Annotated in this window: 16 protein-coding genes; 13 read left to right on the forward strand and 3 right to left on the reverse strand. The window is 37.3% G+C overall.

All coding sequences use genetic code 11. The features are described 5' to 3' along the window. The first annotated feature begins 102 nt into the window (after positions 1-102). Positions 103-342, forward strand: coding sequence for a hypothetical protein (locus BCR25_RS11580; protein WP_069663760.1), 240 nt, complete (start codon positions 103-105; stop codon positions 340-342). Between the two features lie 53 nt (positions 343-395). Here BCR25_RS11580 and BCR25_RS11585 read toward each other — a convergent pair whose 3' ends face one another. Then, positions 396-1,028 (reverse strand): copper homeostasis protein CutC, encoded by a 633-nt coding sequence (locus tag BCR25_RS11585; RefSeq protein WP_069663761.1) that lies wholly within the window; start codon positions 1,026-1,028, stop codon positions 396-398. A gap of 137 nt (positions 1,029-1,165) precedes the next feature. Between BCR25_RS11585 and BCR25_RS11590 the strand changes: the two genes are divergently transcribed. After that, positions 1,166-2,011 (forward strand): methyltransferase domain-containing protein, encoded by an 846-nt coding sequence (locus BCR25_RS11590; protein ID WP_069663762.1) that lies wholly within the window; start codon positions 1,166-1,168, stop codon positions 2,009-2,011. A gap of 241 nt (positions 2,012-2,252) precedes the next feature. Next, positions 2,253-2,759, forward strand: a complete 507-nt coding sequence (gene trmL / locus BCR25_RS11595; RefSeq protein ID WP_069663763.1) for a tRNA (uridine(34)/cytosine(34)/5-carboxymethylaminomethyluridine(34)-2'-O)-methyltransferase TrmL — start codon at positions 2,253-2,255, stop codon at positions 2,757-2,759. 98 nt (positions 2,760-2,857) lie between these two features. Here trmL and gloA2 read toward each other — a convergent pair whose 3' ends face one another. After that, on the reverse strand, positions 2,858-3,238 hold the full coding sequence (gene gloA2, locus BCR25_RS11600) for an SMU1112c/YaeR family gloxylase I-like metalloprotein (protein ID WP_069663764.1): 381 nt from the start codon (positions 3,236-3,238) through the stop codon (positions 2,858-2,860). Between the two features lie 152 nt (positions 3,239-3,390). Here gloA2 and BCR25_RS11605 point away from each other — a divergent pair, with 152 nt between their 5' ends. The 3 genes from BCR25_RS11605 (at position 3,391) to BCR25_RS11615 (ending at position 8,014) form a co-directional block, all read left to right on the forward strand. Continuing rightward, positions 3,391-4,020 carry a histidine phosphatase family protein gene (locus tag BCR25_RS11605; protein WP_069663765.1) on the forward strand — a complete coding sequence of 210 codons (630 nt, stop codon included), beginning with the start codon at positions 3,391-3,393 and terminating at the stop codon, positions 4,018-4,020. Positions 4,021-4,052: 32 nt separating this feature from the next. Next, a complete protein-coding gene (gene recD2 / locus BCR25_RS11610; RefSeq protein WP_069663766.1) occupies positions 4,053-6,635 on the forward strand; it encodes an SF1B family DNA helicase RecD2 in 2,583 nt (860 codons plus the stop codon). Between the two features lie 263 nt (positions 6,636-6,898). Further along, positions 6,899-8,014, forward strand: coding sequence for a PLP-dependent transferase (locus BCR25_RS11615; protein ID WP_069663767.1), 1,116 nt, complete (start codon positions 6,899-6,901; stop codon positions 8,012-8,014). Positions 8,015-8,077: 63 nt separating this feature from the next. Here BCR25_RS11615 and BCR25_RS11620 read toward each other — a convergent pair whose 3' ends face one another. Beyond that, positions 8,078-9,037, reverse strand: coding sequence for a diacylglycerol/lipid kinase family protein (locus tag BCR25_RS11620; protein WP_069663768.1), 960 nt, complete (start codon positions 9,035-9,037; stop codon positions 8,078-8,080). Positions 9,038-9,259: 222 nt separating this feature from the next. Here BCR25_RS11620 and BCR25_RS11625 point away from each other — a divergent pair, with 222 nt between their 5' ends. The 7 genes from BCR25_RS11625 to BCR25_RS11655 all read left to right on the forward strand — a co-directional run bounded on the left by BCR25_RS11625 (position 9,260) and on the right by BCR25_RS11655 (position 15,670). Next, the gene (locus BCR25_RS11625) at positions 9,260-9,766 is read left to right on the forward strand and encodes a QueT transporter family protein (protein WP_069663769.1); all 507 of its coding nucleotides are present in this window, start codon (positions 9,260-9,262) and stop codon (positions 9,764-9,766) included. 175 nt (positions 9,767-9,941) lie between these two features. Next, positions 9,942-11,147 carry an aminoacyltransferase gene (locus BCR25_RS11630; protein ID WP_069663770.1) on the forward strand — a complete coding sequence of 402 codons (1,206 nt, stop codon included), beginning with the start codon at positions 9,942-9,944 and terminating at the stop codon, positions 11,145-11,147. 129 nt (positions 11,148-11,276) lie between these two features. Continuing rightward, positions 11,277-12,542, forward strand: coding sequence for a zinc ribbon domain-containing protein (locus tag BCR25_RS11635; protein ID WP_071879530.1), 1,266 nt, complete (start codon positions 11,277-11,279; stop codon positions 12,540-12,542). A gap of 672 nt (positions 12,543-13,214) precedes the next feature. Further along, positions 13,215-13,784: a molybdenum cofactor guanylyltransferase gene (gene mobA / locus BCR25_RS11640; RefSeq protein WP_069663772.1), complete on the forward strand. Its 570-nt coding sequence runs from the start codon at positions 13,215-13,217 to the stop codon at positions 13,782-13,784. Positions 13,785-13,810: 26 nt separating this feature from the next. Further along, positions 13,811-14,620: a formate/nitrite transporter family protein gene (locus tag BCR25_RS11645; protein ID WP_069663773.1), complete on the forward strand. Its 810-nt coding sequence runs from the start codon at positions 13,811-13,813 to the stop codon at positions 14,618-14,620. Further along, on the forward strand, positions 14,607-15,194 hold the full coding sequence (locus tag BCR25_RS11650; protein ID WP_069663774.1) for a hypothetical protein: 588 nt from the start codon (positions 14,607-14,609) through the stop codon (positions 15,192-15,194). The genes BCR25_RS11645 and BCR25_RS11650 overlap by 14 nt, the downstream gene beginning before the upstream one ends. Then, complete coding sequence (locus BCR25_RS11655) at positions 15,185-15,670, forward strand: NADH-quinone oxidoreductase subunit NuoE family protein (RefSeq protein WP_069663775.1); 486 nt, start codon at positions 15,185-15,187, stop codon at positions 15,668-15,670. Before BCR25_RS11650 ends, BCR25_RS11655 begins: the two co-directional genes overlap by 10 nt. Positions 15,671-15,677 lie beyond the last annotated feature (7 nt).

The following is a 15,677-nucleotide window of genomic DNA, read 5'->3' on the forward strand; positions in this document are numbered from 1 at the left end:
AGTGTCTTGTACATTTTTTATTTTTAATACATACATACCAAAAGTATGTATGTTGCTTTTTGAGAAAAGCATTGTAGAAAAAAATAAATAGGAGGAATAGTTATGATCAATGAAATGAGCCGAAAAATCAACAAAATCAATCAGAAAATTGGGGTAAATGTTCGAGTGCCAGAGCTTAGTAAAAAGAATATGGAGAATAGCGCAGTGACTAATTTGATTGCTGGTGGAGCAATAGCTACTGTAGGTGTTTTATTAGAAAGAAAAGAGTTACTACTATTGGGAGGCTTAGGACTTTTAGGAAGTTTAGTTTTAAGTATTGAGGCTCAGAAGCTGGAAGAGTAAGAAAGACAAGGCTCTGTAACACAGAAATAGGGACAGGTTACAGAGCCAAATTTTTATCCTACAATTTTTGTTCCATGGACTTCGCTGATATTTAATGCATTGACTACCGTATCAACATTTTTATCAGAAATACCTCCGCCAGGCAGGATAATGATTTGTCCAGCTGCATAGGCAATCAGTTCTTTTAAATGTTCAAGATTTTCTTCGATCGGTGTTCCGCTAGGCCCGCCATGTGTTAAGATTCGATGCACGTCGTGCTCTGCCAACCAGTCAATAGCTTTAAATTGATTTTCTTTTGACAGAACATCGAACGCCATATGAAAAGTTATTTGTAAGCCTTCAGCAGTTTCGATCAACAGCTCCAATGCTTCTTCGTCAAGCCAACCGTCTTTTGTTAAACAGCCAAGAACGACACCGTCTGTACCAATTTTTTTTGCTTCGATCAAATCGGTGTGCATGATTTTTAATTCAATATCGTTATAAACAAAGTCTCCGCCTCGTGGACGAATGATCGTCATCACAGGTATCGATTGTTCACCTGCATAAGCAATTACTTCTTCGATGACGCCAGTACTTGGTGTTGTTCCGCCAACTGCAAGATTGTCGCATAACTCGATACGACCAGCGCCGTTATGGATAGCAGTTGGGATATTAGTAAAGTTTTCAGCGCAAAATTCTTTGATCATGGATTCCACTCCTCATTTTTGTTTCATTGGCATTGTAACATAGTTCTGGCAGTTGCTAAAGTGCGGTTCTCGTTGTAAGATAAAAAGCGACAGTTTACCGTGAAAAGTAAAATCTTTAAACGAATAGGAAGAACTTTATGTTAAAAAAAATTGATTTAGCACGCAACTTTTTAGAGGAGCATCAAGAACAATTTCTTTGTCCAGTCTGTAAACAGTATGTTCGATTAGAAGGCTACAGTCTAGTTTGTAGTAAAAATCATCATTTTGATTTATCCAAAAAGGGAACGATTTACTTTCTTTCGCATAGCATTCAAACGGACTATAGTAAAGAAATGCTTCAACCAAGAGGCCGCATGATCAAAAGTGGAATGTACCAGCCGTTATTAGAAAAAATCAGCAAGAGCATGGTGCAAACAGGAAATACGTTAGATGTAGGATGTGGTGAAGGGAGCTTTTTAACTGAGCTGACTGACTTAGGATTGACAGGAGCTAAATTTGGTTTTGATCTATCTAAGGAGGGGATTTATTTAGCCAGTAATCAGCCAATTGATGCTTTTTGGTGTGTAGCTGATTTGACCAATCTTCCTTTTGCAGATCAGTCGATGGATACAGTGTTGAATATCTTTTCTCCGTCTCATTATGAGGAATTTCGACGAGTTTTAAAGAAGGAAGGAACGGTGATCAAAGTTGTTCCTGAAACGGACTATTTAAAAGAATTACGGACAGCATTTTATCCGGATGACGAAAGAAAGCAGCACTATTCAAATGAAAAAGTTTTGACAAAATTTTCAGAAGAAATGCATATTCTGGAGAATGAACGAATATCGTACACGTTTGAGATTCCAAAAGAGAACCGGTTGGATTTATTGGATATGTCACCATTGGAATGGGGAGCAGCGTCAGAGATCAAAGAAAGACTAAAAATGGATCCTTTAAAAACAATTACAATTGACGTCCGTATGTTAAAAGGGAAGGTTGGATAGCGCTTACATTTAGTTAATTTACGAAAAGGTATTGCAAAGCTCTGATATTGGTGTTATATTACATACAAGTTGTTTTTTCATTGGTTTTTATCAGGTTCCTGTTCTGATAAAAGTTAGTGAGAAGAGCTTCACTAACGTAACGACTCGCAGTGATTGACACCGAGGCGGTACGTTTTTTTTATGTTGATTATGAATAAAAAAAGTAAAAGTTATGTCATTCAATTGAAAGGAAATTGTAATTATGACCAACCATATTGTATTATTTGAACCTCAAATACCAGCAAATACTGGAAATATCGCTCGAACCTGTGCAGCAACGAATTCGCCTTTACATCTCATTGAGCCGTTAGGTTTCTCTACAGATGATAAGCACTTGAAACGTGCTGGTTTGGATTATTGGAATGATGTGAATATTACTTATCATAAGGATTTAGCAGCATTTTTAAGTTTTTTAGGTGATCAACCACTGCACCTGATTACAAAATTTGCGAATCAAACATATAGTGAGCTAGATTACACGGATGGAAAAGACCACTATTTTATGTTTGGGAAAGAAACAACTGGCTTGCCAGAAACGTTCATGAGGCAAAATTCTGAAAAGTGTTTGCGTATTCCCATGAATGATGAACATGTTCGTTCATTGAATTTATCAAATACAGTTGCCTTAGTTGTTTATGAAGCATTACGTCAACAAGCATTTCCTAATTTAGAATTGAAGCATCATTACGATAATGATAAATTGGACTAAAAAAAGAACCTGACTTTTAGTTTTGGTCACCGTTTATTACGTTTTAGAGTGCAAAACAAAACTAATTTTTCGTTTTGTTTTGCACTCTGTTTTTATAGCTATTCATGCAATTCCAACGGCAAGCCATCTGGATCAAAGAAGAAAGTCATTTTTTCACCTGTAAAGGTATCTGTTCGAAGTGGCTCACATTCAATATTTTTACTCTTTAAATCAGCGATCACTTCTTCGATCTGTTCCACTTTAAAGGCTAGGTGTCTCAGTCCTAATGCTTCTGGATAAGAGGGGCGTTTAGGATAGTCAGACGAGATAAACAATTCTAATTCATAGCTGCCCAATTTTAAATCGAGCTTAATATCATTTTTGTCTTTTCTGTGATTTTCACGGATAATCTCAAAGCCAAGTTTTTTTACATAAAATTCGACGGTTTGCTCATAGTCTGAGCAGTTGATTGCGATATGATGGATCGTTGTTAAAAACAAACAGATTCCTCCTTCGTTGTAGTTACTGATTTGATTTTTATTATACGCTATTTTTCATTGGAAAACCTTAGAGGTGAATGGAATTTTTATAATGAAAATGATACACTAGATAAGATAATTAATCTTATAGGATCAAGGGAGCAATCATTACAATGAAATTATACTTTACTCGACATGGAAAAACAGAATGGAATCAAGAATTACGCTTTCAAGGCATGACGGGAGATTCTCCACTTTTACCTACAAGTTATGAGGAAATCAAACGATTAGGTCAAACAATCAAAGATGTTCCGTTTGAGAAAATTTTTTCCAGTACGTCACTTCGAGCGAGAAAAACAGCTGAGGGAATTCAGGCGGAATTAAGTGAGCCAGTAGAAATCATCTATACAGATGAGCTAAAAGAGTTAGGCTTAGGCAAGCTTGAAGGACAATCGATCGCTGAAATGAGAGAAATATATGCAACAGAGCTGGATCATATGCGCTATCAGTTAGATCAATATGATCCTGCTGCCTTTCAAGGAGAGCCGATCGAACAGGCGATTTCGCGGATTTCAAGCGTTGTAAACAGAGCTGTCGATTCTGGAAATGGCCCTTACTTATTTGTCGGTCACGGTGCTTCTCTAACAGCTGCGATCCAGTCACTTTCTGGGAAAGAATTAGCTGATTTGCGCAGTATGGGCGGGTTGAAAAATAATAGCTTATCGATTTTAGAAACGTCAAATTCTGAAAAAGATCAAGGATATCGATTGAAATTATGGAATGATGATTCCTTTTTAATGTAAATAATGGTTAAAAAAGAAGCGGGGGGAAATCGATGGATACACTGTTTGGAGAAGAGGAAAAAGAATATGTCGTAGGACAGGTCCAAGCGATCTTTTTTCAAAACCCCAGCAACTTTTATAAAGTCTTATTAGTAAAAATCACAGATACAAATACAGACTATTTAGAAAAAGAAATCGTAACGACTGGCAGCTTTGGTCAAATTCAAGAAGAAGAAACTTATCGTTTCTTTGGTCACTTTGTTGATCATCCTCGGTATGGTCGCCAATTTCAAGTGGATAATTACCAGCAGGAGCGTCCAACTTCGGCAAATGGGGTAGTCAGCTATCTTTCAAGTGAAAAGTTTCCGGGTATTGGAAAACGAACAGCAGAGAAAATCGTAGAAATCCTAGGTGAAGATGCGATCGATCGAATCATAGAAACGCCAGATATTTTAGAAGAAGTTCCCCAGTTAAATGAAAAAAAACGTCAGACGATCATTGAAACGATTCGGCTAAATCACGGTATGGAGCAAGTCATCGTTGGACTGAATCGTTATGGTTTTGGTAGTCAGCTGTCTTTTGCGATTTATCAAACCTATAAAGAAGAGACACTGGACGTTATTCATGAAAATCCCTATCAGTTGGTAGAGGATATTGAAGGCATCGGCTTTAAACGCGCAGATACGATTGCTGAGCAATTAGGGATCAAAGCGGATTCTGATAAACGAATACGTGCGGCGATTACTCATGAAATATTTCAACATTCTGTTCGCTCTGGAAATACGTATGTAGAGGCTGAAGTGTTGCTTCAAGAAACCATCAATACCTTGGAAACGAGTCGTCCAGTGGAAATTTCTCCAAATATGGCAGCTGAGCAGATCATTCACTTGGTGGAAGAAGGAAAAATCCAACAAGAGGGCACGAAGTTGTTCGAAAATAGTCTCTATTTTTCTGAATGGGGCATCGGCACATCTGTCCAGCGATTGCTGTCACGCAAAAAAACGATCAAATATGACAAAGAAGATGTCGAAAAAAATATTCGAATGATCGAAAAACGATTGGGCATTCTTTATGGAGATTCTCAACAGGCGGCCATTGAAGAGGCAATAAAATCACCCTTATTTATTCTGACAGGCGGTCCAGGTACTGGGAAAACGACGGTCATCAATGGAATTGTTTCTTTATTTGCTGAATTGAATGGATTGTCGTTAGATATTACAGACTATACTCAGGATATGTTCCCTATTTTGCTAGCAGCACCGACCGGACGAGCCGCCAAAAGAATGAATGAAACGACAGGATTACCTGCGAGTACGATCCACCGTTTATTAGGACTTACTGGGCGAGAGAAAAATCCGAGCATGACTGCAAAGGAATTAGAAGGCGGATTATTGATTATAGATGAAATGTCGATGGTCGATACGTGGTTGGCTAATACACTATTCAAAGCAATTCCTACAAATATGCAAGTTATTTTTGTGGGAGATAAAGATCAGTTACCTTCTGTAGGGCCTGGTCAAGTACTCCACGATTTACTGCAGATCAATGAGATTCCTAAAATTGAGTTGACGGATATTTATCGTCAAGGTGATGGTTCTAGTATTATTCCGTTAGCACACGAAATCAAACAGGGAAAATTGCCGCAGGATTTTACAATCAATCAAAAAGATCGCTCGTTTTTCCCGAGTGATGTGTACCACATAGAAACATACATCCGTCAAATCGTGACAAAAGCGAAAGCAAAAGGCTTTTCTCCACAGGATATCCAGTTATTAGCGCCAATGTATCGCGGAGCGGCTGGAATCGATGCATTAAATAAAATGATGCAGGAGATATTCAACCCAAATGACGGTTCTAAAAAAGAAGTAAAATGGAATGAATCTGTTTATCGTATCGGAGATAAAGTCCTTCATTTAGTCAATACACCGGAATTAAATGTTTTCAATGGAGATATGGGCGAAATCGTTGGGATCATCCTGGCGAAGGATTCAGAAGATAAAGTGGATGAATTAGTGATTCAATTTGACAACAATGAAGTCAGCTATAAGCGTAATGAATGGAATAAAATCACACTTTCATACTGTTGCTCGATCCATAAAGCCCAGGGTAGTGAATTTAAAATGGTTATTTTACCGATGGTTCATCAATATCATCGAATGCTTCAACGGAATTTGTTGTATACGGCTGTCACTAGAAGTAAGGAGATATTGATTTTATTAGGTGAGGTTCAAGCATTTTCTACGTGTGTGACGCATGAATCAGCTAGTCGCATGACTATGCTGAAAGAACGAATTACAAGTGCTGATGATATGACTTTGACGACTAGGTTACAATTGGAAGCCTATGAAGAAGGCCTAGCGGAAGATTCACCATTTTCAGAAGCAAGTGAAAGCAAATCAGTAGTTTATGAAGCAACAAAGCAGGAAAAAACAGCTGTCATTGAAGAAAAAACAGAGACGCTTAAAGAACAACCAAAGGTAGAAGAGCTTTCATTATTCAGCCAGTCAGAGCCAGAGGTTGATGAACAGATCAATGTTGAGATGGAGCGTTTGTTGACTCCGAAAATGATTCGTGAGCAATCTGTTGATCCCATGATTGGAATGGGCAAGACCTCACCTTATGATTTTATGAAGTAATGAGTGGGCAAAGCTAAAAAACAGTTTTGTTCTAGGTTATGCATCTGTATAAACGGTAAAGGATAAATAACCGTTTTAAAAATAGCAAGAAATTCATGAACGTTGTTTTTTCAATTTTTGTGAATGTCTTGCTATTTTTCTTTACATTTAGGTTTGAGAACTATTTCTTGCTTATAGAATCTGTCAATGTATATAATAAAGCTAGAGGATGTAGGTTTATTCTCTATGAAGGTAGCTTATTTTGGTAGAAATGAGGAAAGTGAATGGAAAAAGAAGAGCAATCGGGTAAGGTTCAAACAGATACATTTTTGGCACAAATCGGAAATCATCAAAATCCAGTAACCGGATCGATCAATACGCCTATCTATTTTTCAACGACGTATGAACATCCAACGCTGGGGGAGTCGACGGGCTATGATTATACGAGAACAAAAAATCCAACAAGAGAAGTAGTAGAAAACGCTTTGGCAGTATTGGAAAATGGTGCAGTTGGCTTAGTGACTAGTTCAGGAATGAGTGCGATCCAACTTGTATTTAGTCAGTTTCCTGTAGGGAGTCAAATCGTTGCCTCTAGAGATTTATATGGCGGCAGCTATCGGTATTTTAAAGAACTTGAAAAAAGAGGCATGTATCAATTCATTTATGTAGATGATGAGACGGCATTTGAAACAGCGGTTTCGGATTTTACAACGGCGATTTTCATCGAAACACCGACGAATCCGTTGATGAGTGAAGTATCTATAGAGAAAATCGCTGTTTTAGCTAAACGTCATGAAGCTCAGTTGATTGTTGATAATACGTTTTATACGCCCTTGATCCAGCGACCATTGGATTTAGGTGCAGACATTGTCCTGCATAGCGCAACGAAGTATTTAGGCGGTCACAACGATCTATTGGCAGGAGCTGTTATTACTCGTTCAAAAGAGCTTGGAGAACGCTTAGCTTTTCAATTGAATACGACTGGAGCGGTGCTGTCTCCTTTTGACAGTTGGTTATTGATTAGAGGATTAAAGACTTTGTCTTTACGGATGGAGCGACATGAAAAAAATGCACAAGCAGTCACAGCCTATTTAGCTAGTTGTCCTTATGTTAAAGAAGTAATGTACCCGGGAAGAGGAGGTATGTTAAGCTTTAAGCTGAAAGATGCAAGTAGTATCAAGGCATTTTTAAGACACTTAAGTATTTTTACTTTTGCCGAAAGTTTAGGTGGAGTAGAAAGTTTGATTACGTATCCAACAACGCAAACACATGCAGATATTCCTAAAGAAGTAAGGGAATCTTATGGCTTAACCTCAGATTTATTACGAATCTCAACAGGAATTGAAGCTAGTGAAGATTTAATAGCGGATTTAACACAAGCCTTTGAAGCATTAAAATAAAAAAGACAGAATGCCTCCCAAAATTGTACGTAAAAAATACAATTTTGGGAGGCATTCTAAACATCAAAACCAAAATAACCTTGTTTCCGTTGCAAAAGAGCTATCCATGCTCCTTTTGCCGAGTATTTCACCATCCGCATGGACATATTGAGGAACTGTAGAGACAATTCTTAATTTGCTGGATTGGAAATGATGAAAATATTTTGAATTCATATGTTTTTTTTGAATTAATAAAATGATCAACCAAAAGATTTTAAACATATTGATTCGTTCAACAAGAACAAAATCTAATACAGGCTTGCGCGGATCAGCAACTGGTGCGATTGACACCCCTCCGCCAAAATAAGGATGATTGGTTACTGTACATAAAAAAGCACGATCAAATTCAATCGTTTTTCCGTTGATTTCAACGCGAATGGGAAAGCCCTTTTGCGTAAACAGAACTTTTAAAATAGAAAAGATATAGGCTAATGATCCCATATTGAACTTGTTCAGCGTGTGCTTTGCAGCTGATTCATTAGCAGCATTGACAATTGCAGCATCTAAGCCGATTCCAAGGTTATTAACAGCCAAGCCTACTTCATCTTGAATCGCTTCACTATAGGTGATGACTTGAAATTCTTGTGGCTGTTCTGCTTTAAGCAGTTGAACGAAGGCTTTTTCTGCTTGGCGTGAAATTCCTGCACCACGAGCGAAATCATTTCCTGAACCGCAAGGAATATAGCCTAACGGAATTTTAGGATCAAAATCTTTCAACACATTCATTACGCTATGTAGGGTTCCATCTCCACCAAGAACGACTAATAATGGAAAAGAATCAATACTTAGATCTTTTGACCACGGAAGCAACGTATTTTCTGCCAAATCTTGAACAATCACTTGCTCATGACCTGCATATTCTGTATAAAAAATCGTGTGATCGATTGAAGCAGTCTGTAGTTGTTTGATTATTTTATTTGCGGCTTTTTCCCCTGTACCACTGCCGGCATTTTCGTTGATGACAAGATAAAAATGTTTATTCATTTGTTTCCTCCTTGTACAAGTTCTTATTATAACAGACATCGGAAAGATTAAGAATGCTGAAAGCTTGAAAAATCACTTGGCTGCGCCTGGCTAAGATTTATTATTGTGTAAGAGTCAAATATGAGATATAATGCCTACGTATCATTTTTTGAGAGGTCAGACTTCTCGACAAGGTTCATCAACCATCCCTTGTAAAAAAACTCGGAGAAAGAAGGGGAAACTATGCAAAAAACTGTTACATCAAACAGTAAAGTAAAAGTAATCACCATGAATGGAATTATCATGGCCCTCTATCTTGGATTGACGATTTTAGTTGCTCCTGTTTCATCAGGACCTGTCCAATTTAGAATTTCAGAAAGCTTGAATCACTTAGTGGTGTTCAATCGTAAGCTGATGTGGGGCGTATTAGGCGGAGTCGTTGTGTATAATTTTTTCTTTGGCTTTGGTGCCATCGATGCACTGTACGGCGGTTTTCAGTCATTGATTTCATTAAGTATGACGGCATTATTGTATAAAAAAGTACCGAATGTCAAATTGCGTTTGGCGTTGAATACAGTCTTTTTCACAGTGACAATGTGTATCATCGCATTCATGTTGGTTCCAGAAGGCGGAACGGCATTTTGGACACAGTATGCTACCTTGGCTCTTAGTGAATTTGCTATGATGGCAGTAGCAGCACCAGTCATGTATTGGATTAATAAATCTGTTCATTTTGACAAAAGAGTCTAGGGGACAGTAGTGAATTTGTATATAAAAGGCTGGCTTGAAACGAGTGACGTTTTGGGACAGCCTTTTGCTTTGAAGTTATAAATTTTTAAAGTATTTCCTAACAAACTTTACTGTTCCTGTGGGCTAAATTATGATATGGTAATACAGAAGCAAAAATGTAGAGGAGTTTTAAATAATGTTTGAATTTAAAATCGGGATCGCTGCAAAAGAACATGATCGTTTTGTAGAAAGTCATCCCTTATGCAATTTATTGCAATCGTCTGCTTGGGCGAAAGTAAAAGATAACTGGGGTTCAGAGATTGTGGGCGTTTATGAAGACGGCACTTTGGTTGCTTCCAGCCTCGTCCTGATCAGACCTTTACCCATGAAATTTACCATGCTCTATACTCCGCGAGGACCAATCATGGACTATACGAATAAAGAACTTGTAGCCTTTTTCTTAAAAGAACTAAAAAAATTCGGTAAACAAAAAAAAGCTCTTTTTGTAAAAATGGATCCGACTGTTCATTATAAAGATTTTCATCTAGGTGAAGAACAGATTGTTGACTCTGCAGCTCAACCAATCATTGATAATTTGATTGCTAGCGGGGCAAAACATCAAGGCTTGACAATGGCGATGGATGCGACGATTCAACCGCGTTTTCAAGCAAACATTTACAAAGAAGATTTTAGTGAAGAGCAATTATCGAAGAGTACGAAGAAAATGATGAAACAGGCGCAAAAAAAGGGTGTCACCGTTAAAATGGGGCACACGGAATTTGTCGAGGATTTTGCTAAGGTTATTGAATTAACAACAGAACGTCAAAATATTTCATTGAGAAACAGTGATTACTTCAATAAATTGCTGACGATTTATCCAGAAGATTCGTTTATCATGCTGGCCGAAGTGAACTTAAAAGAACGCTATGAGGAAACGAAACAGCGGTTCGATAAAAATAAAGAAGACTTAGCCAATTTAAAAGAAAACCAAGTGAAAAAACGTCATAATCTGGAAGAATTAGATTTTTCTTTAACACGTGAAATGACAGAACTTGAAGAAAATATTGCTCATTCTGGCGATGTTGCTGTAATTGCCGGAGCTTTAGCCATTACTTTTGGCTCAACTAGTGAAATCCTTTATGCTGGGATGGACGATCGCTACAAACGTTATATGCCTGCTTACTTGACTTGGTTCGATGCAATCAACGAATGCTTTAATCGTGGCTGTTCATCGTGCAATATGGGCGGTTTAGAAGGTAGTTTAAGCGATGGATTGATTAAATTTAAGTCGAACTTTAATCCAACGGTCAATGAATTTATCGGTGAGTTTGATTTGCCTGTGAATGGTCTTTTATTTAAAGCAAGTGAATATGCATATAAACTAAAAAAACAAAAAAAATAAGACGAATGAATCAGTTATAATTTCAACTATTAAAGTAGAAATTGTAGCTGATTTTTATTTCTCCTGTTTACGCACTCTTTTAAAAATGAGATAATGTTGATGAAAAAGAGTTATTTTGGGGGAGATAAAATGGGAGAGTCTTTGATTCAAAATCAATGTTCAGCTTGTGGGGGAGCAATCACTGATCCGTCTTTTAACAATTGTCCGCATTGTGGGACGACCTTGGATAAAATTCAAAAAGAGATTGATGAAAGAAATAAGAATATCGAACTTTGTGCTAATTGTGGATCACCAGTGACATTTAATATCGAAAAACAGCAATTCGCTTGTGACTTTTGTCATACTACTTTTTCGACGAAAGCAGAAAAAGATTTCGATAATTTGACCTTTGAAGCAGATGATTTGATTCCTTTTCAGGTAGCGGAAGGATTAGCGAAAAAGCAATTTTATGAATGGCTGATTGCTGGAAAAAATGTGCCCATGGATATTCTAGGAAAAGTTAAAAATATTCAGTTGGAGCAAGTCTACATTCCCTATCTAGGTGCTTATGTGACTTATGAAGGTTCTTGGGGCGCAGATATTGGCTATAATCGTAGTGAGACGTATACTGATTATGTAACAACGCAAGACAAAAAGGGAAATAAATACAAAGAGCCTGTAACAAAAACGAGGACTGTAGTTGACTGGAACCATTCAAGTGATGTTTTCTCTGGAATAGCGTTTAAGAGTTATTTAATTAATAATGAGTTAACAGGAGCTGCGGCGTCATTTGCGGAGAATACATCCAGTTTAGATTTCTTAGATGATGTGAAGCCTTTTGATGAACACTATACAGCCGGGACTCGACAATTAAAAATTTCATCAAATAAAGTATCGGAAGCACTACGTTCTGCTCGAAACTTTGCTCATGACGAAGCGGTCAAAGAAATGCACAGGATTTTACCAGGTGACAAAAATAAAAATGCGAAAATCACTAAATTTTCCTATAATATAACCTCAAAATATACGTATGTACCATTCTGGAAAATTACGTATAAGTACGAAGGTATCGATTATATGGCATTGCTAACAGCTGTTAAAAAAAATAAGATACAGATAGACGGCAGTCGTCCAATGAGTCAGGAAGATTCGACTCTTGAAAAAGGGCTAAAACGAAAAGGTTATTATGGTTTATTCGCTAGTATAGGCTTTGTCCTTGTCAATATTTTAGGTGTACTTCCAGATGCAGCAAGTCCTTATTTAACTTTACTTATCATCGGTGGTATTGGCGTTTGGCTGTTTTTTATAATCAAAAGACACCGTTTCCTTGGTACGAATAAAAAGCACCTAAAAAATAATCTGCAAGAACATCCAGAATATATACGTTTGCTCAAAAAATATTCGGAAGAAACGTGATGTATCAAGAAATAGAGAAGATTGAAATACGGTCAAAGGATCGTTAGTCTATTTAAAAAATTTAGTGCGAACCCTAAGTGCACACGGATTTACTGGGAGATTCGCACCACAATTTGGTTAAAAAATCTTGAAATGTCTGTTTTTTCTAATCATATTCACATTTTTCGGGAAGAAATAGTGGGGAAATGCGAGGTTTTTATAGTAAAATCCTGTATTTTCACAGTCTCACTCAATTAAGAGTGAGTGGATTGAAATAGTAAATGAGTGAAATTACTAATTATGCTGAATTGGAGTCTCACTCAATTAAGAGTGAGTAGATTGAAATCCTTTGTATTCCGACAGAACTTCTAAAATCGGCGCGTCACACTCAAATAAAAGTGTGACTACCAATCTTTCTCACCCGAGCCCTAAGCATTAGAAATAACTCTAATGTTTAGGGCTTTTTTTCTCAAATTTCAAGAATGGTCTACCCTATTTTTTACTGTGGAACAAGATTAATTTCAAGATAGGTAAGAAATAATAAAAATAGTAATTGACTTGTTGAGTGGATGTTTTATAATAGAGTAAATAAAGATGCTAAAAAATATTTTTGTTAGATTAAAAATATTTAGTTTGTATCGTAGATAGAAACGCTATTTTATTGATTTGTTCTAGTAGCAGGGAGGTTGTTTTATGCAGATGATAAAAAATTGTACTGCAGTCATTTTATGCGGCGGAAAAAGTTCTCGTATGGGCTTTGATAAGTCGCTGCTCCAGGTCGAAGGTGAATTTGTTTTATTAAGAACTGTGAAGCAGCTTCAAAAACTTTTTCCTAAAGTCCTGTTGGTGACAGATCAGCGAACCAAGTTTCCAAGCGTTTTTTCTCAAGTCGATATCATTGAAGATCACTATGTTGAAAAAGGTCCACTTGGAGGTTTGGTGACGGGACTTGAAGAAATAGAAACGGAATACCTATTCTTATTAGCTTGTGATATTCCCAATGTAACGGTGGATTTGATTCGGGATTTAGCGTATCATCTTCCAGATTATCAAACGATACTGTGTAAACAAAATGAGCGTCTAGAACCTTTATTTGCATTTTATCATCGTTCCTGTTTGCCTATATTTCAACAACAGCTACAAACAAGAAATTGGCAGATCACAAAAGAATTTCATCGATTTTCTAAAAAAATTATTTCATTAGAGCAATCAACAACCTTAGATAACGTGAACACACCAAAAGAATTGATCTTTTGGAATTAAAATAAGCGTCGTGAAAGGAGTTAAGAATGGATTTTGACAGCAGCCAAGAAGTAGTCAGTTGTTTAGGTGATAAGGCAAAAGCAAAGACCAAATTATCATTTGTTAGATTGAGCATTCTAGGAATTATGGCCGGTTTTTTTATTGCATTAGGGTATTTGTCTTTTATCAGAATTACAGGAACGGTTCCTAAAGAATGGGGCAGCTTTGCAACCTTTTTAGGTGGGTGTTTATTTCCGATCGGATTGGTAGCGCTTACTTTCGTTGGTGGAGAGCTAGCGACTGGAAATATGATGGTCATGGCCTTAGGCGTTTTACAAAAAAAAGTGACTAAGAAAGATCTAGTATATAACTGGCTAATCGTATTAATCACAAATTGTATCGGTGGTTGCCTAGTTGCTTTTTTCTTTGGTCACATCGTTGGTTTGACTGAGGGCGCTTTTTTAGAAAAAACGCTAGCAGTCGCTCAAGCAAAAGTGGATGATGCACCGATCGTTGCATTTGTTTCTGGCATCGGCTGTAATATTTTCGTCTGTTTAGCGGTCTATTTAGGAGCAATGGGTAAAACCTATCTTGGCAAAATGTTTGGCTTATGGTTTCCTGTGATGGTCTTTGTTGTTTGTGGGTTTCAGCACGTGGTCGCAAATGCATTTATAATACCGGCTGCTATTTTTTCTAACGCAAGTGATATCCAATGGTCGGATTATTTAGTCAATACAGTCGTTGTCTTTTTAGGAAATGCGGTTGGCGGCAGTCTGTTCTTAGCCGTTCCGCTAATGTTTGTTACATCTGAAAAAAAGGAGACGGAGGAACTGGGTGGCGTGTATGAAGAAACGTAATGTGCCAATGATGATTCAAATCGGATCAACAGGTCGCAATAGCGGGAAAACGACGATAGCGAAAGCAATCATTTCGGAGAACCGACAGCTAGCGCCAATTTATGGATTGAAGATTATTACGATCAGCGGAGCCAAAGGAAAATGTCAGAGGGGCGAAACAGGTTGCGGGATTTGCACCAGCATCGATGAGGGCTATGAATTAATCGAAGAAAAAAATAATAGAGGATCAAAAGATACAATGCAGCTTTTACGTGCTGGCTGCGAAAAAGTCTATTTATTAAAGGTCTTTTATGATCATTTACTGGAAGGGTTTTTAGCATTTCAAGCACTTGTACCAAGAAAAGCACTGATCGTGTGTGAATCTAATTCCGTTCGAGAAGTGATCAAACCGGGTTTATTCATTATGATGAGCAATCAAAAAGGAATGAAAAAAACAGCAGCCAAAGTGATCGATCAAGCGGATTTAATTTTAACTACACCTTCTTTACCAGAAAATTTTTATCTAGTAAAAGAAAAAACAGGGATTCACTATAGTAAAAACGTACACGATAGGAGAGAAAAAATATGGGGCTAAGTTTGACTGATAAAGAAGCAATTATTTTAGAACATGAAGCGGATCCACAACGAATATTAAATATACTGATTGCGATTCAATACGCTTCAGAAGAAGGATATATCGATGAAGCAACAGCCAAATTAGTTGCAGATCGTTTGAAGCTATCAGAGGCACGCGTTTATGAACTTCTAAGTTTTTATGCAATCTTGAAAACTGAACCGCAGGCAAAATATGTCTTAAAAATCTGCAATAGTACACCTTGTCTATATACTGGGGGAGCTATGCTGGCAGAAGTATTAGAAACGATTCTGGAAGTTCCTGTCGATCAAGCGACACCAGATGGATTATTCATGTATCACAGTATTCCTTGTATTGGTGCTTGTGATCAAGGACCTGTGATCAAAATCAAAGATACTGTTTTTGCTGATTTGACGGAAGAAAAAGTCTATCGATTGATTGAAGATTTGCGCAGCGGATGTTATCAGGAGCTATAGGAGGAAA

Source organism: Enterococcus termitis, assembly GCF_001730305.1.
GTDB classification, from domain to species: domain Bacteria; phylum Bacillota; class Bacilli; order Lactobacillales; family Enterococcaceae; genus Enterococcus_L; species Enterococcus_L termitis.